Source organism: Acinetobacter parvus DSM 16617 = CIP 108168 (genome assembly GCF_000368025.1).
Taxonomy (GTDB): domain Bacteria; phylum Pseudomonadota; class Gammaproteobacteria; order Pseudomonadales; family Moraxellaceae; genus Acinetobacter; species Acinetobacter parvus.
Genome location: NZ_KB849212.1, coordinates 216558 through 238614, shown reverse-complemented (window position 1 = coordinate 238614; position 22057 = coordinate 216558). Strand labels below are relative to the sequence as shown.

The 22057-nt window shown below is 40.4% G+C and carries 23 protein-coding genes, 1 tRNA gene and 7 pseudogenes; 19 read left to right on the top strand and 12 right to left on the bottom strand.

Annotated features, from left to right (window positions below; genetic code table 11):
- Positions 1–6: 6 nt before the first annotated feature.
- The 8 genes and pseudogenes from F988_RS07595 to F988_RS07565 all read left to right on the top strand — a co-directional run bounded on the left by F988_RS07595 (position 7) and on the right by F988_RS07565 (position 5921).
- Positions 7–1011: a Nit6803 family nitrilase gene (locus F988_RS07595; RefSeq protein WP_004679573.1), complete on the top strand. Its 1005-nt coding sequence runs from the start codon at positions 7–9 to the stop codon at positions 1009–1011.
- Between the two features lie 48 nt (positions 1012–1059).
- On the top strand, positions 1060–2139 hold the full coding sequence (locus F988_RS07590) for an MSMEG_0568 family radical SAM protein (RefSeq protein WP_004679572.1): 1080 nt from the start codon (positions 1060–1062) through the stop codon (positions 2137–2139).
- 11 nt (positions 2140–2150) lie between these two features.
- Entirely contained in the window at positions 2151–2750 is a 600-nt protein-coding gene (locus F988_RS07585; RefSeq protein WP_004679570.1) for an MSMEG_0567/Sll0786 family nitrogen starvation N-acetyltransferase, read from the top strand.
- The gene (locus F988_RS07580) at positions 2751–3800 is read left to right on the top strand and encodes a sll0787 family AIR synthase-like protein (RefSeq protein WP_004682280.1); all 1050 of its coding nucleotides are present in this window, start codon (positions 2751–2753) and stop codon (positions 3798–3800) included. It begins immediately after the preceding gene.
- A complete protein-coding gene (locus F988_RS07575; protein ID WP_004682279.1) occupies positions 3788–4081 on the top strand; it encodes an MSMEG_0570 family nitrogen starvation response protein in 294 nt (97 codons plus the stop codon). The genes F988_RS07580 and F988_RS07575 overlap by 13 nt, the downstream gene beginning before the upstream one ends.
- Before the next feature lie 11 nt (positions 4082–4092).
- Positions 4093–5379 carry an MSMEG_0569 family flavin-dependent oxidoreductase gene (locus F988_RS07570; protein WP_004679564.1) on the top strand — a complete coding sequence of 429 codons (1287 nt, stop codon included), beginning with the start codon at positions 4093–4095 and terminating at the stop codon, positions 5377–5379.
- Between the two features lie 72 nt (positions 5380–5451).
- A pseudogene (locus tag F988_RS15555) lies at positions 5452–5547 on the top strand (addiction module antidote protein); the annotation flags it as partial.
- Between the two features lie 182 nt (positions 5548–5729).
- Positions 5730–5921: a hypothetical protein gene (locus tag F988_RS07565; protein ID WP_004679561.1), complete on the top strand. Its 192-nt coding sequence runs from the start codon at positions 5730–5732 to the stop codon at positions 5919–5921.
- Here the strand turns inward: F988_RS07565 and F988_RS07560 are convergent.
- Positions 5914–7161: pseudogene (locus F988_RS07560) on the bottom strand (tyrosine-type recombinase/integrase). The gene F988_RS07565 and the pseudogene F988_RS07560 sit on opposite strands and share 8 nt — an antisense overlap.
- 378 nt (positions 7162–7539) lie before the next feature.
- Here F988_RS07560 and F988_RS15100 point away from each other — a divergent pair.
- Positions 7540–7740: pseudogene (locus tag F988_RS15100) on the top strand (TIGR03643 family protein); the annotation flags it as partial.
- A gap of 11 nt (positions 7741–7751) precedes the next feature.
- On the opposite strand, the gene F988_RS14580 reads toward F988_RS15100, so the two are convergent.
- The 4 genes and pseudogenes from F988_RS14580 to F988_RS07545 all read right to left on the bottom strand — a co-directional run bounded on the left by F988_RS14580 (position 7752) and on the right by F988_RS07545 (position 8909).
- Positions 7752–7859 carry a DUF2256 domain-containing protein gene (locus F988_RS14580; protein ID WP_249399895.1) on the bottom strand — a complete coding sequence of 36 codons (108 nt, stop codon included), beginning with the start codon at positions 7857–7859 and terminating at the stop codon, positions 7752–7754.
- Positions 7860–7917: 58 nt separating this feature from the next.
- Positions 7918–8154, bottom strand: a pseudogene (locus F988_RS15600) (cryptochrome/photolyase family protein); the annotation flags it as partial.
- 209 nt (positions 8155–8363) lie between these two features.
- The gene (locus F988_RS07550; RefSeq protein ID WP_004682274.1) at positions 8364–8591 is read right to left on the bottom strand and encodes a hypothetical protein; all 228 of its coding nucleotides are present in this window, start codon (positions 8589–8591) and stop codon (positions 8364–8366) included.
- A 102-nt stretch (positions 8592–8693) separates the two neighbouring features.
- On the bottom strand, positions 8694–8909 hold the full coding sequence (locus F988_RS07545; protein WP_004679551.1) for a cold-shock protein: 216 nt from the start codon (positions 8907–8909) through the stop codon (positions 8694–8696).
- Between the two features lie 583 nt (positions 8910–9492).
- Between F988_RS07545 and F988_RS14570 the strand changes: the two are divergent.
- From F988_RS14570 to F988_RS07535, 3 genes and pseudogenes are all read left to right on the top strand, one after another.
- A pseudogene (locus F988_RS14570) lies at positions 9493–9783 on the top strand (lipocalin family protein); the annotation flags it as partial.
- 149 nt (positions 9784–9932) lie between these two features.
- Positions 9933–10009 (top strand) — tRNA-Met (locus F988_RS07540).
- A 214-nt stretch (positions 10010–10223) separates the two neighbouring features.
- On the top strand, positions 10224–10442 hold the full coding sequence (locus tag F988_RS07535) for a cold-shock protein (protein WP_004679548.1): 219 nt from the start codon (positions 10224–10226) through the stop codon (positions 10440–10442).
- 136 nt (positions 10443–10578) lie between these two features.
- Here F988_RS07535 and F988_RS07530 read toward each other — a convergent pair whose 3' ends face one another.
- The 3 genes from F988_RS07530 to F988_RS07520 all read right to left on the bottom strand — a co-directional run bounded on the left by F988_RS07530 (position 10579) and on the right by F988_RS07520 (position 12694).
- On the bottom strand, positions 10579–10863 hold the full coding sequence (locus F988_RS07530; protein WP_004682273.1) for a putative quinol monooxygenase: 285 nt from the start codon (positions 10861–10863) through the stop codon (positions 10579–10581).
- A 20-nt stretch (positions 10864–10883) separates the two neighbouring features.
- Positions 10884–11882 (bottom strand): zinc-binding alcohol dehydrogenase family protein, encoded by a 999-nt coding sequence (locus F988_RS07525; protein ID WP_004682270.1) that lies wholly within the window; start codon positions 11880–11882, stop codon positions 10884–10886.
- A 71-nt stretch (positions 11883–11953) separates the two neighbouring features.
- Positions 11954–12694: an SDR family oxidoreductase gene (locus tag F988_RS07520; RefSeq protein WP_001059480.1), complete on the bottom strand. Its 741-nt coding sequence runs from the start codon at positions 12692–12694 to the stop codon at positions 11954–11956.
- Positions 12695–12829: 135 nt separating this feature from the next.
- Between F988_RS07520 and F988_RS07515 the strand changes: the two genes are divergently transcribed.
- On the top strand, positions 12830–13729 hold the full coding sequence (locus tag F988_RS07515) for a LysR family transcriptional regulator (RefSeq protein ID WP_004682268.1): 900 nt from the start codon (positions 12830–12832) through the stop codon (positions 13727–13729).
- A gap of 50 nt (positions 13730–13779) precedes the next feature.
- On the opposite strand, the gene F988_RS07510 is transcribed toward F988_RS07515, so the two are convergent.
- Both F988_RS07510 and F988_RS07505 read right to left on the bottom strand, forming a co-directional pair.
- Entirely contained in the window at positions 13780–14796 is a 1017-nt protein-coding gene (locus F988_RS07510; protein WP_004757894.1) for a zinc-dependent alcohol dehydrogenase family protein, read from the bottom strand.
- Complete coding sequence (locus F988_RS07505; protein WP_004682265.1) at positions 14786–15781, bottom strand: zinc-dependent alcohol dehydrogenase family protein; 996 nt, start codon at positions 15779–15781, stop codon at positions 14786–14788. The genes F988_RS07510 and F988_RS07505 overlap by 11 nt, the downstream gene beginning before the upstream one ends.
- Before the next feature lie 470 nt (positions 15782–16251).
- Here F988_RS07505 and F988_RS07500 point away from each other — a divergent pair, with 470 nt between their 5' ends.
- The 4 genes from F988_RS07500 to F988_RS07485 all read left to right on the top strand — a co-directional run bounded on the left by F988_RS07500 (position 16252) and on the right by F988_RS07485 (position 19256).
- Entirely contained in the window at positions 16252–16527 is a 276-nt protein-coding gene (locus F988_RS07500; RefSeq protein WP_001133624.1) for a metal/formaldehyde-sensitive transcriptional repressor, read from the top strand.
- 21 nt (positions 16528–16548) lie between these two features.
- The gene (locus F988_RS07495; protein ID WP_004682263.1) at positions 16549–17661 is read left to right on the top strand and encodes an S-(hydroxymethyl)glutathione dehydrogenase/class III alcohol dehydrogenase; all 1113 of its coding nucleotides are present in this window, start codon (positions 16549–16551) and stop codon (positions 17659–17661) included.
- A gap of 126 nt (positions 17662–17787) precedes the next feature.
- On the top strand, positions 17788–18618 hold the full coding sequence (fghA, locus tag F988_RS07490) for an S-formylglutathione hydrolase (protein ID WP_004682262.1): 831 nt from the start codon (positions 17788–17790) through the stop codon (positions 18616–18618).
- Positions 18619–18953: 335 nt separating this feature from the next.
- Positions 18954–19256 carry a putative quinol monooxygenase gene (locus F988_RS07485; RefSeq protein WP_000920558.1) on the top strand — a complete coding sequence of 101 codons (303 nt, stop codon included), beginning with the start codon at positions 18954–18956 and terminating at the stop codon, positions 19254–19256.
- An 85-nt stretch (positions 19257–19341) separates the two neighbouring features.
- Here F988_RS07485 and F988_RS15720 read toward each other — a convergent pair.
- A pseudogene (locus F988_RS15720) lies at positions 19342–19671 on the bottom strand (IS3 family transposase); the annotation flags it as partial.
- A gap of 103 nt (positions 19672–19774) precedes the next feature.
- On the opposite strand from F988_RS15720, the pseudogene F988_RS07480 reads away from it, so the two are divergent.
- Together F988_RS07480 and F988_RS07475 are read left to right on the top strand one after the other, a co-directional pair.
- Positions 19775–20425, top strand: a pseudogene (locus tag F988_RS07480) (iron-containing alcohol dehydrogenase); the annotation flags it as partial.
- A gap of 75 nt (positions 20426–20500) precedes the next feature.
- Complete coding sequence (locus tag F988_RS07475) at positions 20501–21178, top strand: type 1 glutamine amidotransferase domain-containing protein (protein WP_004682259.1); 678 nt, start codon at positions 20501–20503, stop codon at positions 21176–21178.
- A gap of 203 nt (positions 21179–21381) precedes the next feature.
- Here the strand turns inward: F988_RS07475 and F988_RS07470 are convergent, their stop codons facing one another.
- Complete coding sequence (locus F988_RS07470) at positions 21382–22017, bottom strand: alpha/beta hydrolase (protein ID WP_004682258.1); 636 nt, start codon at positions 22015–22017, stop codon at positions 21382–21384.
- Positions 22018–22057: the final 40 nt, after the last annotated feature.

Below are 22057 nucleotides of genomic sequence, written 5' to 3'. Positions count from 1 at the left end.
TAAACCATGAGTAGAATCGTAAAAGCTGCAGCCGTACAGTGTAGTCCAGTTCTTTATAGTCAGGCAGGTACCGTAAAAAAGGTCTGTGACCTGATTACTGAGTTGGGACAGCAAGGTGTGCAATTTGCAGTTTTTCCTGAGACTGTGGTGCCTTATTACCCTTATTTTTCCTTTGTTCAGCCTCCGTTTGCGATGGGTAAAGAGCATCTCAAGCTTTTGCATGAATCTGTAGTTGTACCTTCAGAGGCTACTGACCTAATTGGTGCGGCATGCCGTGCGGCGCAAATGGTGGTTTCAATTGGGGTCAACGAACGTGTGGGGGGCACAATTTATAACGCCCAACTGCTATTTGATACGGATGGCAGCATCATTCAGCATCGTCGCAAAATTACGCCGACCTATCATGAACGTATGGTTTGGGGGCAGGGTGATGGCAGTGGTTTATGTGCGATTGATTCGGCTGTTGGACGAATTGGTTCATTGGCTTGTTGGGAGCATTACAACCCATTGGCACGTTTTGCGCTTATGGCTGATGGCGAACAGATCCATGCGGCTATGTTCCCTGGATCATTGGTCGGACAAGTTTTTGCCGACCAGATATCAGCAACCATTCAGCATCATGCGCTGGAATCAGGTTGTTTTGTGGTGAATGCCACCGCATGGCTGACACCGGAACAGCAACAACAGATTATGCAGGACACCGGCTGTGAAAAAGGTCCAATCTCAGGTGGCTGCTTTACTGCGATTGTTTCACCTGAAGGCAAATTTTTAGCTGCACCTTTAACGGAAGGTGAGGGCTATGTGATTGCTGATTTGGACTTTAGCTTGATCGATAAACGCAAGCGCATGATGGATTCCGTTGGACATTACAGTCGCCCTGAATTACTGAGCCTGTTGATTGATCGTCGCAAAACCCAGGTTTTACATGAATATCCAGAATCTCAATCAACAACACAAGAAAAAATCAGCAACTTTACCGTGCTAACAGAAGAGCAACTGAGTAAAGCGTAGAAGTTAAATTTGAAAATGAATTAAATATCAAGTGTAAGGAGTGTAGCCATGTTAGCAGTTGAATTACTCAGTGACTTGCAATGCAATGGCCTGAAATGGGAAGGTGAGGTTGGTCTGGCCCGTAAAGGTGGAGCTGGGCCAAGCGACCATAAAGCCCTGAGTCTGAATGGACAGACCATGATGATTCCCGTGCTGAATCTTACAGCCCAGAATTCTCCTTATACCGCACAGCAGGACAAAGAATCGGACAACGTAATTATCTTTAAGAACAAGATACCGGTAGCTACGCTAACTGCACCGAAACGTCCAAAGTTTTATGAGCTGAAAACCGCAGATGGTATTACTTATGAACAGATTGCTACCCTGCATAGTCATAATGTTCTGGCAACCACTGTTTTGCAGCACTGTATTCGTATGAATGACAAGTCAACGGCTTGCCAGTTCTGTTCGATTGATCAGTCTTTACAAGATGGCCGGACATTAATCCGCAAACGTCCTGAACAGCTGGCAGAAGTGGCTAAAGCCGCAGTTGAGCTAGATGGGATTACTCAAATGATCCTGACGACTGGAACACCAAACACGCCTGACCGTGGTGCCGAGATTTTATTTGATTCAGTCACTGCCATTCGTGCAGCAGTCGATTTACCGATTCAGGTGCAATGTGAACCACCTGATGATTTTAGCTGGTTTGCAAAGTTAAAAAATGCAGGAGCTGTATCCATCGGGATGCACTTGGAAGCCGTCAGTGATCGGGTACGACACAAGATCATGCCGGGCAAAGCTGAGGTCTCACTGGATAAATATTTTGCTGCTTTTAAGGCTGCAGTCGAGGTATTTGGCCGCGGTCAGGTCAGTACCTATATTCTGGCTGGACTTGGAGATACAAAAGAAGAAATTCTTGAAATGACGGCCCAATTGACTGAAATCGGCGTCTATCCATTTGTCGTTCCATTTGTGCCGATTCATGGCACGCCACTGGAGCATCATTCAAAACCAGAACCAGAGTTTATGCAGGCGCTCTATCCAGAAATCGGTGCACAGCTGAAACAGCATAAATTGAAGTCTGAAGACACCCAGGCGGGATGTGCCAAATGTGGTGCCTGCTCATCACTCAAAGCTTATGAATAGGAGAGATCGCTATGTATTTAGATGATGATCTTTCACAAAACCCATGGTTGCAGGCAGTTAACCAGCAACTCAAGCATTATCTGGCTGATGAATTTATCAGCGCGGATATCGTGATCAAAATTGTCAGCGAAGATTGGGAACGTCGCCAGTATTACCGTCTTCGTGAAGCAACCTTTCGTGATGAACAGCAGATCCTGAAAGAAGACCGGGATGAATACGATTTCAAAGCATTCGGTATTGTAGCCATTGGTCAGATGTTTGGTGAACCGGATCGGGTCATTGGTGCAGTCCGGATTTTCCCTGAAGGTAAACAGACCTGGTGGGGTGGCCGACTCTGTGTTGATCCCTTATATCGTCACCATCGCGCTATTGGCAAAGCCTTAATCAATGCGGCGGTTTCAACTGCAAAAAATCTGGGATGCCAGCGTTTTCTCGCGACGGTACAGCAACAAAATGAAGCGTATTTCCAGAAGCTGCACTGGCATAGCGAGAAAAACATTCAGGTTGCCAATATTCCACATGTGCTGATGCAGGCAGATCTTGCAGATTACCCATTGAGCAATATCAGTCAGGCTTACATGCAGCAGTCCTATACACTGCAGGAGGTATAAATGAATCAGTCAGAACTTGAACGGCTGCTCGGCTACCTCAGACAGATACCAGCGATGCAGGCCAAAATGAATATTGGGAAAGGGATTAAAATCGCCCAGCCAAACATTGAAAAGATAGCAGATCTCTATGTTCTGCCGGGAGATGATACCGCTGCAATTGCAACAGAACATGGCTATATGCTACATGCCTGTGAAGGCATGATTCCCAGCTTCGTCGAATATCATCCCTATTTTGCTGGCTGGTCAGCGGTCATGGCCAATATCAGTGATATTGCAGCGATGGGAGGCCGAGCTACCTCTGTTGTCAACAGCTTCTGGCATCGAAGTGCTGAGCAAGCACAAGCTTTGGTTCAGGGAATGCAGGCGGCTTGTCAGCACTATGGCGTGCCATTGGTGGGTGGACATACCCATATTGATCCCAATTTTCAGCCAGGACTTTCAGTTGCCATTCAGGGTGAGGCAAAACAACTTTTATCAGTCATGCATGTGCAACCACAGCAAAACATATTGTTGGTGCTAAACCTGAAAGGTAAGTTCCATCCAAATACCACTTACTGGAAATGCTTTGAAGGTGTGGATGGTGACCAGTTACAGGCAGAGCTCGAAATCCTTCCGCAACTAGCCGAACAGGGATTGGTTTATGCAGCACGTGATATCAGCAATGCCGGCATTCTTGGCAGCCTATTGATGTTGCTGGAAGCCTCCGGCTGTGGTGCAGTTATTCAGCTTGATCAGATTGCGAAACCGAAAGATGTTGAATGGCAGCACTGGCTACAAATCTTCCCAAGCTATGGCTTCTTACTGACTGCTGACGATGAAGAATGTGAAGAGATTATTGAACTGTTTGCTGCACAGGATCTGCATTGTGCAGTCATTGGACAGGTGAATGCTTCAGGCAAAGTCACTGTTTCTAATCAAGGGTCAAAAGCTGAATTCTGGGATTTTCAACAGCAGCTTTTTACTGGCCTGTGCTATGCAGAACAGATTCAAGATTTTCAAAGATATCAACACAATTTTAGACAACGGGAGCTCAGCTTATGCCAAGCGTAAATTTCACGGTGAAATGGCCAAATGGTCAAAGCAGTAATTTCTATTCACCAAGCACCATTGTTTATGAATATTTTCAGAAAGGTCAGCAATGGGCTGGGCAGGAATTTTTAAACCAGGCTGATCAAGCCCTACATGCTGCTTCAGAACGAGTACGTGCGCGTTATGGTTTTGCCTGTAGTTCAGCGATGGATACGCTCAACCGTATTCAGGAACAGGCAGAGTCATTCTCCTTGAAGCCTGAAGATACGATTGAGATTACTGACATTTATAACATCGACTAGAGGAAATCATCATGTTTCAGTCAACACACTTAAAATCACATTATGATGTCGTTATTGTCGGTGGCGGGCAGGCTGGTCTTTCAGTCAGCCATTATCTTAAACAGGCTAATATCGATCATGTAGTCTTGGAAAAAGAAGACTGTCTAACCCATAGCTGGCGTAAAAAACGTTGGGACAATTTTACTTTGGTCACGCCAAACTGGCAGTGTTTATTGCCTGACCATCCCTACCACGGCAATGAACCGGATGGTTTTATGAAGCGGGATGAAATTGTCGACTATCTGGATGGTTTTATTGAGAAGCTCAATCCACCTGCGGTGCTTAATATTACGGTACAACAGGTGCATAAAATTGCAGAGCAACATTTTGAGATTCAAACCAGCCAAGGTAAAACCACAGCCAATCAGGTGGTGGTGGCAGCCGGTGGTTATCACACGCCAATTTACCCAAAACTCAGCTCTGAATTACCCCAACAGTTCTATACCATTCATTCCGAGCAGTACCTTAATCCTGCGCAACTGCCCGAAGGGAATGTACTGGTTGTCGGGTCTGGTCAGTCAGGCGCACAGATTGCGGAGGATCTACATTTAGCAGGTAAAAAAGTCTATCTGTCTATTGGTGATGCACCACGTTGTGCACGTTTTTATCGTGACAAGGATGTGGTGAAATGGCTGTTCGATATGGGCTATTACGAAACCAATGTTAAGGACCATCGCTATAGTGAAGAAGTACGTAATAGTACCAACCATTATGTAACTGGTCGTGATGGTGGTCGGGATATCGATCTACGTAAATTTGCACTGGAAGGTATGCAATTATTCGGACGTTTTTCTGATTACGAGAATGGTTCACTTAAATTCCAGCCAAATCTGGTACAAAACCTGGATAATGCAGATGCCACTTACAACCGTATTAATGCTTCAATTGATGCCTATATTGAGCAAAATGCGATTGAAACGGCTGAGCCTGCCAGTGTCTATACGCCAGTTTGGCAACCCAAAGCAGAACAAACAGAAGTTAACTTAGCTGAAGAAAATATTACCTCAATCATTTGGTGTATCGGTTTTAGACCGGATTACTCGTGGATTGATCTGGATATATTTGAAGCTAGTGGTTATCCAAAACATGATCGCGGTATCACGATGGATCCAGATGTCAGCTTTATCGGCTTACCATGGTTATATACCTGGGGATCAGGACGTTTCCTAGGTATTGATCAGGATTCTCGATATTTGTCTGAACATCTCATTCAGCGTCATAGAATGTTCAAGGAAAAATATGCAGAGATGATTGCTTAATAGTAGCTGATTATCAATCTTTTAGAATTTTAACCGCATTATTTAATGCGGTTATTTTTAGGAGGGATTACCGGGCGTGAGGCACTCTACAAAGCCCTACGTCAGGATTCAGCGCCATGTTTTGATGCGATTAATCGTGTAGTAAATGCTTTAGGCTTAAAACTATGATCCTAGACAAAATAATGGACAGCATGTCCCTCTAAAGATAACGTAACTTTAATCTTTGGAGATTCAAGAAATGGCTATGTTGCGCAGCAATGCTGCTTGTATCTTGTATCTCAAACCTGAATAGCCACTAATTTTGTAGACACCTTTTAGTTAGATAAAATGGCTAATTAACAAGGGTAGTGATGCAATCTGAAAAATTTGAGTTTTTAAGAGAAAAATTTCCACTTTTATCTGACTTAGGGGCACTTGCGGAAGCTATGATTTATACAGATCCTGGAAGTGCTACGACACGGTTGCGATCTTTTGCAGAAGAAGTGGTTGAAATTTACTTGTGTAAAAATGGGTTTCACATTTTCAGGGGGTATTTCAATTAATGCCATTTCGTACTTGTTGTAAAATCCAATCCTCATATTCTTGTAGCGTTTCTCGTAGCATATCCATAGGTCGTACGATATAGTGTCTTTCAACTAATGCACTTGGTTTATGACCTGATATCTGGGCTAAAGATCCTTCATTGATTTTTGCCCATATAGCTAATGTTTTATATGACCTTCTCAATCCATGGGGTGTAAGTTCAATATTTAGTTTTTTACATATTTTCTCTAAGCTATCGTAAGGATTGACAATATGACCACATTCAGCGTCCTTACTGCTAAATATGAATTTAGAATCAGAATTTTTCTTTAGTTCTAATAATAGGCTTTCAACATATGTAGTCAGAGGAATTAGGCGACCTTCATCTTCAATTTTATCTCTGACTTTCGCTGTTTTCCAACGAAAATCGACATCTGTCCATTTTAATGAAAGCAGCTCATTCTTTCTGCAACCAGTGATTAAACTACATATCAAAAAAATCGCTATTTTTCTATTAGTTAACTTATTTACCTCTTCAAACCATGGTTTTAGATGCTGTTTCATCAAACAATCATTCTTGGCTTTTGGGGAAGGGATTTTATCTTTAACTTTTTTAGAGTTGTATGATTTTGGAGGCACTAAGTTTTCATAATCCTCGTGTTCATCACACCAATTCAGGAAAGCTCGTGTAAGTCTGTATGCTTTAGCTGATGTTGTTGGACGGAAGTCATTGTGATCAAGCCAATCGCATAATACATCTGCAGTTAATTCAGAAAGTTTGTACTCAAACAGTTGAAAAATGGGTTGACTGGTATAAACACTATTTTTTTCAGGATCGTAACCACCTCTAGATAATTCGATGTGGTCCTGATAACTTCTTGGTCGCCAATTAGGTTGTCTTGCTTTTAAATATTCAAACCATACATCTTTAAATTTAATAGTTTTACGCTTTTCTTGTTTTAGCAGTTCTTTATTATCAGCTAAAGCTTTCTTACGCTCGATCAATGGATCAATCCCTTTGTGGCACATAATCGCCAATTCTTGTGCATATTTACGAGCGTCATCTAATTTCCATACATCAATGTCACCAATTTTGATACGACGGTTTTGAAGACCAATACGGCCTTAGAAAATGTAGCTTTTATTATTTTTAGGTGTAACTTTGACGCCGAATCCTGGTGTTTTCTCATCCCAAAAAAAAGTTGGTTTATTTTTGTCTGAGCAATCAATTTTATCAATAGCAGGTTTTGTTAACTTCATTCTAGTAAGCGTCTGGTAAGCAAGTAGTAAGCAAAATCAATATATATTAATCAACAAAAAGAGTGAATAGTAAACTTTGTAAATTAAATAAGTATATGATATTATTAATTTATTAGTTATATCTTTTTGATTTTTAATCTTTATGTTAACGGACTCATAATCCGTTGGTCGACAGTTCAAGTCTGTCTGGGCCCACCATATATCGAACCTCGTAACTATATTTGATGTTCATCAAAACCAAATTATCGACTGGAAAAATCAATTGATTTCAGCAAAAAATCAGTATCTTGCAAAATATTTATGCAGCAAAGCCACTCAAACCGTAAACTAGAGAAAAATCACAAAAAATTCATGATTGTATTGTTATGCTTTTAATCAGATCAAACTCCTTTTGAAGCTATTTTATGTGAGTATAGCTTAAATGAAGCGGCGGTGATCCGCTTGATGCGGCAAAATATGAAAATTAGTAGCTTTAAAATGTGGCGTGCACGCGTGACTGGTCGAAAAACCAAACATCTGCAGCTGCGTTCAAATGATGTGATACGAGCCTATTGTTCAGGCCAATACAAGCGTTTCTAAGTATTTGATTTTTATAAGCGTCTGGACTCACGTTTACATCGTTCAGAACAATATCGTACTTCTGCCCAGCAGCCGTGCCATTTTTTTGCGCCAAGTAAAAGATCGCAAATAATGCGCACAGATTTTCTCAGGGAGATATTGTTTTTTCATCGTTTATAACTCATTGATCTGGCTAAATTGAAAAGCTTGGTAACGTACACGCCAGCCTTCTGCTTTGAGTTCTTTGGCAAAATGACGCATGGCGCTAAAAATCAGGGCAATTTTCTGTGGATGATGGGCAACATACGTGGCCTCCTCCACAACTTTGGCCATGAGGATGACATCCTAGGTGCGATCCAGCGCTTTAAGCGTAGCAAGCTGAGAATGAAGCTGGTCACCCAAAATTAAATAAACTAAAACGCATAGCCACTCCAGACCTGATCAAAGATTATGACGGCTTTCAATGATGGTGCTGCAGGGTTTTTAGTACGTTGTCATCGGCTCGATCATGTGAATGCGCTGTATTTTACAGACTACTATAAACAGACACCATCCTGAATAAGCAGGGAATACTTAGATATACCTTGAATAACAGCAGGAAAGAGAAACCATTACATGGCTTCATCATTCAGAAGTTTTTTTATTTAAATCACTTTATGATTTAGCTTAAATAATTGATTTAAAGACGTATAAAATGTACGACCATCTAAATTTAAATCTACCTCAATTCCAGATTCCAGCAGAACTCTTTTACCCACTTCAATTTCTTTAAAACCTTGACGTGTATTCTGCATTTTATTTAAGGGAATTAAAGAAACGATAATTTCAGTACCATTTTTAGATTTTGCAATTAATTCATTAACTTTTAACAATTTATATCCTGTTTTTATGATTTTTTCCAATATGGAACAACAACTTTTTCTTTAAAATTAAAAAAGCACTGAGTAGTGCTTTTTCAACTCGTATTTTAGTGCTTATATAGCAACAATATTGACCGCATTCGGTCCTTTTTGACCTTGAGCGATGCTGAATTCAACTTGTTGACCTTCAAATAAGGTTTTAAAACCTGAACTGGCAATTTCACTGAAGTGCGCAAAAACATCTGGACCTGATTCTTGTTGAATAAAACCAAAACCTTTAGTTTCATTGAACCACTTAACGGTACCTTTAACAACATTTGAGTTTAACATAATAAATCCTACTGATTTTTTAATAATTTTAGTCATTTTATTGACTGCATATAACTTTGAAAATAATAAAGAATGAAACTTAAAATCTGAAAAAAACGAAGAATTATGAATAAAACGACGATAGTTAAAAGAGATTTAATGAAACAAGACTTTTTTCTAGTTGAGTTAACTATACCTTAAAAATAAAATTAATCAAGTTTTTTTATATGTATATTTAATTATCTTATAAAAAATGACTGGATTAGGAGTTAATATGTTGATCTAGTTGATTTTTTTAACAAGTCTATCGACAACATTGCTACATTGAAACAGAAAAAACCAATTTACCGCGTTAAAAGGGGATCCAAGAAAAAATCATTTTTCTCATTTTCTCAGGCTGTAAGATTGAAATTTCGCCTACATTCATCCTGCATTTAATCTTCACACTTTGTTCACATCGACTTGGGTTATCTTAATCTTGAGATCTAGCAAGGCTAAAAAATGAAGGTGCGATTTAAGTCTGCTTTTGCAGCTATAGCACTGTCTATCATCAGCTTAAGTAAAACGACTCAAGCAGAAACTGCTGCGCCTCATTGCCAATCGCGAGATAATTAGCTCTGAAAGTGTTGCGTATTCGCAAAATCAGGGGAACAACAAACTGAAAGTCAGCTTTTTGCCTCAAGGCTTAAGATGGATACCATTTAGCAAAGGTGATTACTGGGTATTGCGAGTAGATCCAGAATACAAAGTGGCGCTTGTGGGGGGACCAAGTAATAAATACCTATGGATTTTGTCACGTGAACAGCAACTCGATGAAGCTACGTATAAGTCCTATCTGGAAACTGCAAAACATTATGGTTACGACGTCACAAAACTTATCAAATTGCCTCATTAATCTGCTAAATGGATATAAGTCTGGGATTCAGCAGATTTTAAAACCGATTGAATTAAAATCCGCTTAAACCGAATTCACGTTAATTAAGTGAAATTTCTAAAAATAGTTTGCATTGTCCAGCCTATGGGCGTATAACGCTAACTCCCTAATGCGGGGTGGAGCAGTCTGGTAGCTCGTCGGGCTCATAACCCGAAGGTCGTTGGTTCAAATCCAGCCCCCGCATCCAAATTTTGTATATCAATATGAACAGATATTGATTGCGTGTTAAGAGAAAGCGTGTATAGTAAATAATAACTAGAAGAATAATACTGTTGATTCAGCAAATCTTAGATTTCGTAGTTTAACCAAACCTTTCGTTTCATCAGATTTAGTTTCAGAGTTTATTATTTCCAGTTAATTGCTGCTAAGCATCCAAAGTATTTTTGTATATAGGTTAATTTATGTCTAATTCAGTGACTGGTACAGTTAAGTGGTTCAATGAAACTAAAGGTTTTGGTTTTATTCATGCCGATTCTGGGCAAGATGTATTTGCTCATTTCAGTGAAATCCAAAGCAATGGTTTTAAGGTTCTTCATGAAGGACAACGTGTATCATTTACTGTTGCTCAAGGTAAAAAAGGTCCTCAAGCGACGGGTATTACTGTAGTTGCCCAGAACTAATAAAATCTTTTGAAAAAAAGCTCACCTTGGTGAGCTTTTTTTATCTGAAAATTAAATGGATAGAATAAAAATATAGGACTTACACACTGTTATTTACAGTCTCGAATTCGCCCTTCATCATAATGTCCGAATACAGCTATATTTTTTTGATTTCTACAATATCACTTGATTCAATGAGCGATTGGATATTACCAAATAAACTTTGAATATAATCAGTGGCTAGATGGATATCTAAATCCTCTCTGCTACGCCATTCTTCTAAGAAGAAATATCTACTCGAGTCATTTTCGCTAATATAAAGCTCATATTTCAAGCATCCTTCTTCTTGAAGCGTAGGCTCTATTACACTTTTTAAAAGCGCTTCTAACGTCTCTTTTTGATCTGATTTTGCCTTAATGTTCGCAATTACTGAAATAGTCATTATTTCACCTTTAATTTGTTTTAGAAGTTTTCTAGTACAATTTTGCCTTTTGACTTGCCTGATTCAAGCAACTTATGCGCCTTCTCCAAGTTTGCAGCGTTAATTTTGCCTAGATTTTGGTTGAGGGTACTTCTAATTTTTTGCTGGTCAACTAATTGAGCAACCTGTTGCAATAGATCACCTTGCTTTTCAATATCATCGGTTTCATACATTGAGCGGGTGAACATCAACTCCCAATGGATAGAAATAGATTTAGTCTTAAACGGCATAATATCAAATGTTTGTGGATCATCGATCAATCCAAGCTTGCCTTGTGGTGCAATCAGAGAAACTATTTGCTTGATATATGTTTCTGTATGATTTGTAGAGAATACGTATTTTGGTTTTTCAATGCCTAGTGTCTCGATTTGTGCATTTAAATCTTTGCTATGATCAATGACATGGTCGGCACCCAGTGATTCCACCCAAGATTTCGTTTCTTCACGTGAAGCTGTTGCTATAACGGTCAGATTTGTTTTTGCTTTTAGGAGTTGAATCGCGATTGATCCTACACCACCTGCACCACCAATAATTAAAATACTGCCAACTTCTGTTTCTGAAATTTGAAAACGATCAAACAACATTTCCCATGCGGTTATTGCAGTTAATGGCAATGCTGCTGCTTCTGCATTAGATACTGTAATGGGTTTAAGACTGATAATTCGTTCATCGACTGCTTGAAACTCAGCATTACTACCATCTCGGGTTAAATCGCCAGCATACCAAACAGAATCTCCTACTTTAAACGAGGTAACTTTTGAGCCAACTTCAATAATTTCCCCAACGGCATCCCAACCTAAAATACGATTATTTGCTTCAGACGAATTTTTTCTCACTTTGGTATCAACTGGATTCACAGAGATTGCCTGAACTTTTACCAGTACATCACGCTCCTTAAGCGTAGGCTTCGCTTTTTCAATATCTACCAATGAATTTTTAAAATCATCATGGTTATTGATAACATACGATACGGCTTTCATAGATTTGTCCTTAACTTTAAAAATATAGTAAAAATGGGAGCGAGGTGCTCCCATTTTTTGTTATTCAATTATTAAAACTCTTGGCTCGTTGGGCGTAAAACAATTTCATTAATATCTACATCCGCAGGCTGTTCAATTGCATAAGCAATTGCTCGAGCGACTGAGTCAGCTGGTATGGCTTGTTTGTAGAAATCCGTAACGAACTCTGAACTTTCTTTATGAGAAGAACCGAATTTTAGTTCTGACTCAATTGCACCAGGCTCAATAGTCGTCGTTCTAATTGTTCCCCCAACTTCATGACGAAGGCCTTCAGAGATGGCTCTTACAGCAAACTTAGTACCGCTATAAACAGTACCTCCTGGACTAAATACTTTTAACCCTGCAACAGATGCGAGATTAATAAAGTGTCCAAAGTTTTGTTTTTGGAAAACAGGTAGGGTAGCTGCTATACCATAAAGAACACCTTTAATATTAATGTCGATCATACGATCCCATTCATCAACTTTTAGCTCACTTAATGGTGCAATAGACATTAATCCAGCATTGTTTACCAATACATCGATTTGACCAAATGCGCTTAATGCCTTTTCAATAAGTGCTTGTACTTCATGTGGTTTGGTTATATCCATACCAATAAATTCAGCTTGACCACCTTCAGCACGAATGTCGTGAACAATAGCCTGTAATTTTTCAGTACGTCTAGCACCAAGTACAACCTTTGCACCTTTTTTAGCAAGTAAGCGAGCAGTAGCTTCACCTAAACCACTACTTGCACCAGTGATAACAATAACTTTATTTTCTATATTATTCATACAAGTAACCTTCAACCTATCTGTCAATCATATTTGATGGATTAAGTATTACAGCCTTGTTAGGTATAATAAATGAATAATATTATCTTTCAGAATTCCTATTTACGGAATAATTACCATAACACAGGATTGGACATGCAGAACAAATTGGAAATGATGCGTATCTTTTGTGTCGCAGCAGAGTCTCGAAATTTTAAAGAGGCAGCAACTCAGCTGGGTATTTCCCCGCAGGTAGTGACACGGGCAATAAAAGAGCTAGAAGAGCAGCGCGGAGAGATTCTGTTCTACAGGAGTACTCGACAAATTAAAATTACCGCTGATGGTGAGCGTCTGGCAAAGCAAGCACGTTTTGCGGTGGGATCGATCGATGCTTTGTTTGTAAAAGATACCAAGGAAAAACGAGATGAAATGCATGGGACTGTCCGTCTTACTGTGTCGTCTGTGTTAGGGCGCAAATTGGTAGTACCCGCACTAGCAGAATTTGCCATACGTTATCCAGATATTGTCGTGGATTGTGTGCTAACAGATTCACACTCGGATGTGATTGATGAGCGGATAGATATCGGGATCAGATTTGGATTTTTGCCGGACAATCGATATGTGGCAAGGGAATTGGCTAAAGTGAACTTTTATTCTGTGGGTACGCCAGAGTTAATTGATAAGGTCGGAATGCCTAAAAAAATTATTGACCTTGATAAATACCCTCTAACAGCACTAGTCGATCATAAAACAGGGCGTTACTGGCCATGGACATTCACTGAAAGTCGAAGCTTTACGCCATCAAAGCCTCGTTTTATTACAGATGATCTAGAAGCTGAATTTCAAGCGATTCTCGCTGGAGTTGGATTCGGACACATGCCTGGATTTCTAGTTTTGCCGTGGCTTAGGAGTGGTAAGCTCATTCAGATACTTCATGAGGAAACCTCTCCCGTTTGGCGCCTGTATTTATATCGTCCACAGCGGGGCCCGACACCTTTGCGAATCCGAGCATTGTTTGATTACTTAGCGGAAGTGTTGGGCCATATAGAAAACTGAATCAGATAGAACTAACCTTTTTTCTAGGAAGTAGAAATCAGATAAGACCATCATGTATTTAGAGTAACTACAATTTTTCCTATTTGCTGATTTGATTCAAGATAGCGCTGAGCGTCATGCATGTCCTCAAAGTTAAAGCAACAGTCGATCACTGGACGAAGATATCCTGCACCTATACTGCTAAGAATAAATCGTCTGGCTTGCTCCCTTAGAACAGGGTCATGGAGAACCTCAAGGAACAAAAAACCTCGCATGGTTAAGCTCTTGCGTAATGCAACTCTAAGGGGAAATGGTGTGATCTCCGGGCTAAGTGCACCATGCATAACCATAGTTCCTCCTATAGACATCGCTTTTGCAATCTGTTCAATATGTGGCCCTCCTACAGCATCGAAGGCGACATCAAGATGTTCTCCACCTAAACGTAAAACAAGCGCCTCATACAAATCTGGTTCATCTTCACTGGCTATAACATTTTTAACACCGAGATCCAGTAAACGTTGCTTTTTCTCTATCGTCTGTGTACTTGCAATGACCTTAGCACCCGCTGCTTCAGCTATCTGTATCGCAGCTAGTCCTACGCTACTTGAAGCTGCTGTGATCAAGATCGTTTTGCCTTTCGAAACTCCACCAGCATGGATTACACCACCCCAAGCCGTCAAATACTGCATCCAGATTGAAGAAGCTTCTTCCCAGCTTAAACTATCGGGTTTGTGAACTAAGAAAGTTTCTGGAATCAGAAGCTTGTCCGCATATGTCCCATATTTGGCTAGATTGTCAGTCGGAAGAATCGATACTGCATCTCCTGGAGAAAATTGGCGTACACCTTCACCTATTGCCAGAACTATGCCTGCTCCCTCATATCCCAGACGAGAAGGGAATACTGCCTTTTGAATATAAGTACCACGCCGAAACATTACATCAGCCCGGTTAAGTCCGATCGTTTTCATCTGGATTAGAACTTCTCCTGCTGCTGGTAAAGCCACAGGAAGTGTTTCTAATGTCAGAACATCTGTATCTCCAATACTATTGAAGCGCCAAGTCTTGGCCTGAAGTGCGTTAAATGACATCAATCGCGACCTTAATATTGGCAGAGCGATCTTGAACAGCATCATGAGCCTCAATCGCTTGGTTTAGAGTAAAATCACGAGGATCAACAATAGGACGCAGTTTACCTTCCTCAACGAGACGAGTCGCGATCTTAAGGATATCACCATGATGAGCACGGCGATTGCCTGTTAACATCGGCATTAGGACGAATACGCCAGACACTGTGGCACACCGTAGAGATGAACTCGCTAAATTATGATTACCAAATGCAGCACAGCTGGTAATGTGGCCATAGTGAGTTGTCATGGAAAGTGAAGCTTCGAGTACTGGACCACCCACAGTGTCGTAAACAATGTTAAAACCTTGACCCTCAGGGCTTGCAGCAATAATGTCATCGGAAGATGCTGTTGTGTAATCGAGAGGTGTTGCACCGAGTTCTGAAATCAGTGATTGATCAGCTGTACGACCAGTCGCCCAAACAATTGCATCAAGTGCTTTTGCAAGCTGAACAACCATATAACCAACGCCACCAGCACCACCCTGAACCAGTACAGTTTGCCCTGGTTGGACCTTCGCATTATCCACTAAACCTTCCCAAGCGGTGAGAAAAGTCAATGGTAGTACTGCTGCCTCGCGCATAGAAATATTCCGTGGCTTTAATGCGATCAGATCAGCATCTGCTACAACATATTCTGCTAAAGATCCTTGAAGACCACGAACGCCACCTATCAGACCGTAAACTTCATCTCCGACGTTGAAGTGGGTGACACCTTCACCAACAGCAGTTACAACCCCAGCCATATCTGTTCCTAACACGGCAGGAAGCTCTGGCATAGCATATGGTGCTTCACCAAGACGAATTTTATAATCAATAGGGTTTACACCACTGGCATGAATACGTACTAGAACTTGCCCAGCCTCTGGTTGAGGTATAGGGAGTTCTGTACATGTAAATTCATGATCACCAAAATTTTCTAAGATAAGAGCATTCATCATCTTATTCATAGTTGTTCCTTATTCTTAACTGGGGGATGATATGCACAGTACCAAACTAAATTAATCCAATAAATGATATTTATAGGATTTAATAATTCCTAAATAATGAATAATAAATATCATCCGCTCACTAAAAATATTCTAGTACAGTCTGTAAAGGCAGTTTAATCTAAACTGTCGGTAGTATTTTCAAGGCTTGAAATGTTCAAAATATCTACAAAGTGGCTAAAAGTTGGAAACATAATTCTAAAAGGTCCCAGCATTACAAAGAACATGAGCCAAAATAAAAATGGGAGCTAAAAGTCCCATTTTTTTTTGTGACTTTCGCATAAGCTCTATGATGTTAATTTAAAAAAAACTAAAAAACAGGGATAGAAAATTTTCGCTAAAGATCTTTTTAATTTTCGATTTATAAAAATTATTGCTTTTTTTATACTATGGGGTACTATAGTATTAATGCTAGCGAATAAGGAGGTCTGATGCCTAATCAGGTTGAAGACAAAAAAAAGATTCTTCTACGCGTCAGAAAGATCAAAGGTCAGACACAAGCGATTGAAAAAGCGTTAGAAGATAATGTGGAATGTGGTGCAATTCTGCAACAAATATGCTCTGTGCGTGGTGCTATTAATGGTTTAATGAATGAAATGTTGGAGGTTCATTTAAAGGACACATTAGTATCAGGTGAAACCACAGAACAACAACGAAAAGAAGAATTGGCTGAAATCGCCAAGATTCTAAAATCATATTTAAAATAGATCTGTATAAGGAATTATTCCATGAAGTCACGTGCTGCCGTTGCGTTTGGTCCTGGTCAACCTCTTCAAATTGTTGAAGTTGATGTTGCACCACCGAAGAAAGGTGAAGTATTAATTAAGATCTCCCATACCGGTGTGTGTCATACAGACGCATTTACTTTATCTGGCGATGATCCTGAAGGCGTTTTTCCGGCTATTCTCGGGCATGAAGGTGCTGGTGTTGTAGTTGAGGTGGGTGAAGGCGTGACTAGCGTCAAACCAGGTGATCATGTAATTCCACTTTACACCGCTGAATGTGGCGAGTGCCTATTCTGTAAATCTGGAAAATCGAACTTGTGTATTTCCGTTCGCGAAACTCAAGGTAGAGGCGTAATGCCAGATGGTACCACTCGTTTTTCCTACAATGGTCAACCGATTTACCACTATATGGGCTGCTCAACGTTCAGTGAATACACGGTAGTGGCAGAAGTATCATTGGCTAAAATCAATCCTGAAGCCAATCACGAACATGTCTGCTTACTGGGTTGTGGGGTAACAACGGGTATCGGTGCAGTACATAACACGGCTAAAGTACAAGAAGGTGATAGTGTTGCGGTCTTTGGTTTAGGTGGTATTGGTCTAGCAGTCGTACAAGCCGCACGTCAAGCTAAAGCAGGACGTATCATTGTGGTTGACATGAATCCAGATAAATTTGCGCTGGCAAAAGAGTTTGGTGCAACGGACTTCTTGAACCCTAAAGATTACGATAAACCAATCCAGCAAGTCATTGTCGAAATGACTGGCTGGGGTGTAGATCATTCATTTGAGTGTATTGGTAACGTGAATGTGATGCGTGCAGCCCTTGAAAGTGCACACCGTGGCTGGGGACAATCCGTAATTATTGGTGTAGCTGGCGCAGGTCAGGAAATCTCCACCCGTCCATTCCAACTGGTTACTGGTCGTAAATGGCTAGGTTCTGCCTTTGGTGGCGTAAAAGGTCGTACGCAACTTCCAGGAATGGTTGAAGATGCCATGAAAGGTAAAATTCAATTAGAGCCATTTGTGACACATACGATGGGCTTGGATCAGATCAATGAAGCCTTTGATCTAATGCATGAAGGTAAGTCAATTCGTACTGTAATTCATTACGAATAATTGCGTCAGACCTTATACTTTTCCATGCATGTGCATCATGAATGACATGCATGGAATCCTCTAAAACGGCACATTATCTGTAAAACCGATTTCTCATGAAGTCTTGCTCAACATAGGTAATTGATTATGGAAATAATTGAGAAACATGCTTCTTTTGGTGGATCGCAAGAAGTGTATCGCCATCAGTCAACAGCATTAAACTGTTCAATGAAATTCTCAATATATCTGCCACCTCATGACAAAGATGAGCGGTTGCCAGTTTTATATTGGTTATCAGGACTGACTTGCAACGAACAGAACTTTATTACTAAAGCCGGAGCACAAAAGTATGCGGCTGAACATAAAGTCATTATTGTTGCACCAGATACCAGCCCACGTGGAGAAGATGTACCAGATCATGCAGATTATGATTTAGGCCAAGGCGCAGGATTCTATGTGAATGCAACACAAGCACCCTGGTCGCAGCATTTCAAAATGTATGATTATATTGTGGAAGAGCTCAGAAATCTGATTGACCTGAATTTTCCGACCAATCAAGTCCAAAGCATTATGGGACATAGCATGGGGGGGCATGGTGCATTAGTCATTGGGTTAAAAAATCCTGAGCTGTATAAAAGTATTTCTGCTTTTGCGCCAATTGTTGCACCTAGCCAAGTACCTTGGGGGAAAAAGGCTTTTACACACTACCTAGGTGAAACCGAAACTTTATGGAAAAGCTATGATGCGATTGAATTAATCAAAAACGCGGAAGTTCATTTACCTATTTTAGTCGATCAGGGAACAGCTGATGATTTTCTTGAAGAACAGTTAAGACCTAAGCTTCTTAGTGATATTTGTTTGGAACAAGAATATCCTCTTACACTTAACCTAAGAGAAGGGTATGACCATAGCTATTACTTCATTGCGAGCTTCATAGAGAAACATATAGAGTTTCACAGCAAATTCCTAGCTAAATAACTTTCATAGATATGAGGATGTACATGTTGTTCTTGAATGCTTCTTGAGCAATATAATTTCCAGATGAAGAGATCAGCTTATGAATTTAAGGTAGAGTCAATTGATCCTTATATAACTAAGATTGAATTTAATCATCTCATATCTTAACTTTACTGATTCAAATGTTAATGATATTAACTTGAATAAATTCATAGCATTATGCCGAAATAAACATCCAAATTTTGGCTCTGCTATGGAAAATTGTTTTTAACCTTTGTACAACAAAACTTTCTGACATGCACACATTATCAATGTCAGTATGAGTTTTAATTTTAATCAATTGTGGAGTTTTAGTCATGCTTAAAACAGCTTTATATGTCCGTCTTGAAGCTAAACCGGGTAAAGAAGACGAAGTGGAAGCTTTCCTTAAAGCCGGTTTACCTATTGTAATGGAAGAACCTGCGACAGTTGCGTGGTTTGGCCTACGTCTTGGACCTACAACATTTGGTATTTTTGATGCATTTCCTGATGAGGCGGGTCGCCAAGCACATTTATCTGGCAAGGTTGCAGCTGCTTTGATGGCTCAGGCCGAAGAGCTATTTTCAGAGCCACCGTCAATTGAAAAAGTAGATGTTTTGGCGAGTAAACTACCAGCTTAAACCGACGCTTAAATGTATGAGTGTGCTGCCTGAAATTTTGAATGAAAGGCAGCACTTCAACCCTGTGAGGTTTGTCAGAGGCTTTTTATTCAAGTTGGGCTACTTTATTTAATGGCTTAATCTCACCATTTACATGGGTCAATATCCAAAACAGAGTAAATAAACGAATGCACCCAGGTACACGCTTTATATTGAACCAATCTTTCTAATTTAGTGTCGCATTTGTACATCTGCTAAACCGTGCCAATCTACTTTTAAAATATTTAATCATCGCTATTTTGTATGAGCCATTCACTGTTTTAGCCAATGCGTTCACGACCATGTCAATAGTCATACGTGTTGATTCTTTCGATCCAACAATCGCTCGTGAAAATACGTCAATAATAAAAGTGGTATAGAACAAGCCTGAATTTGTTTAACCATCACTAAAATCGCCAAGCTGAGATAATTTTTATAAAAATAGACGACTGGTCTATTTTATGTATAGTTAGCACATGGTGCAGTCAAAAGCCGCATTATTTTCCGTGCTTGATCCGAATAAAACCTTTAGCTTGCCGACGCGCCAGTTAGCAAATGGCGTGGTCGATGCATTTGTTCATGTCATGGAACAGTACTTAACTTACCCTGTCAATGCACAAGTACAAGATCGTTTTGCCGAATGTTTATTGCAAACTCTGATTGAGATTGGACCGAAAATCTTGGAAGATTCAGCAGATTATGACACGCGTGCGAATTTGATGTGGGCTGCTAGCATGGCACTGAATGGGCTGATTGGAGCTGGTGTACCACAAGATTGGTCAACCCATTTGATTGGACATGAGCTTACGGCTTTATATGGTATTGATCATGCTCGTACCTTGGCCATTGTGTTGCCTGCCAATTTACAAGTGTGTCGTCAAGAGAAGCGAGAAAAATTACTACAGTATGCAGCTCGAGTCTGGCAGATTGTCGAAGGTGATGAAGAACAACGTATTGATACTGCTATTGCTCGTACTCGAGCCTTCTTTGAGCAACTTGGATTGCCGACTCGTCTTAGCGATTATGAACTGGGGGAGACAGATATTGAGATCATCATTACGCAACTTAAATCACACAATCTGACACAGCTAGGCGAACATAAAAATGTTTCATTAGAGATCAGTCGCCAAATTCTCGAGACGAGCATCTAAGCTAAATGCGCGTATCTGGCATGCTCTGACCCTGTAACAATGCTCCTCAATCCTGAAAATTATCGGAGAAATAACATGAAAATTTTAATCGTTTTAACCTCACATGATCAACTTGGCAATACTGGTAAGAAAACAGGTTTCTGGCTAGAAGAACTTGCTGCACCGTATTACACCTTTATTGACTCTGGTGCTGAAGTTACGCTGGCGTCGCCTCAAGGTGGGCAGCCACCACTAGATCCGAAAAGTAATTTAGCCGATGCGCAAACTGAAACTACTCATCGTTTTGAAGCTGATTCAATTGCAATGCAAGCATTGGCACAGACGCATAAACTTAGCGAAATTTCTTTAGCTGATTATGATGCAGTGTTTTATCCAGGCGGGCATGGCCCATTGTGGGATTTAGCAGAAGATCCGATTTCAATTTCTCTGATTGAACAGGCGATTCAATCTGGCAAACCTGTTGCAGCAGTCTGTCATGCCCCAGGTGTTCTTCGACATGTGAAAGCGAGTAATGGAGCACCTTTAGTCAGCGGTAAATTAGTGACTGGTTTTACCAATACTGAGGAGGCTGCTGTAGGTTTGACTGAAATTGTACCATTTTTGGTCGAAGACATGCTTAAAGAAAACGGTGGTCATTATTCTAAAGTGGATGATTGGCAAGTATATGTTCAAGTAGATGGCTTGCTGGTTACTGGACAAAATCCAGCCTCTTCTGCTGCAACCGCTACAGCATTACTTCAATTGTTGAAATAAAGAGTAGCTAGTGTCTGTTGTGGTGCTTAGCAGTGAATAAACTTCTGACTCTGAGCAACTGGCGCAATAAGCAAAATAACCCTCACTTAATGGTGACAGGCCTGAGTTAATAGCTTTTATTCGAGCTACTCGAAAGTGGGTGAAGTATGTCAATTATCAATTGCAGAAGCTGATTGGGAAATGCGTAAGTCCTCGATATCTTGTTAAATCGACACGTTTAAAAAACGGCTAATCACTTGTTTGAGCTGTTTTAAATAGCCCGTAAAGAAGTGGTTTGCGCCAGGCAAGATGGTAATCGGATGCTTTTGTGGCTTTGCCCAGGCAATCATATCTGAAAGCAGGGTAATATCGTCCTGTTCCCCATGAACAAATAAAATATCCCCGTCAATTGCTGGAGTGGTGTAATGACGCAACTCGATCACTGAACCTGTGGGTAATCCACATAAAACCAGTTGTTTCGGACGTAGTTCTTCGCTGAGTTGCGCCTGACATTTTGCCAGTACATGCGAACCAAAACTAAAGCCACCTGCGTAGAATGTTAAGCCAGCATGTTTTTCACGGGCATATTCAATCACAGTCAGAATATCATCCGTTTCACCATGACCTTGATCATGTGTACCCTCGCTGCCACCCAGACCCCGAAAACTTGGACGATAGACCACACAACCCATTTCATTAAAAATCTGAGCCAGCAACACAGGAACCTTATGATGCGGTGTACCACCTTGTAAAGGATGAGGATGGCACACCACCGCAAAACCTGTCACTTCACCTTTAGGTTGATCGACAAATATTTCGATTTGACCAACAGGACCTTGAATGAATATTTGCTCAGACATAAGACATGGTATGGGTAATGGAAGAATCCACTATTTTACC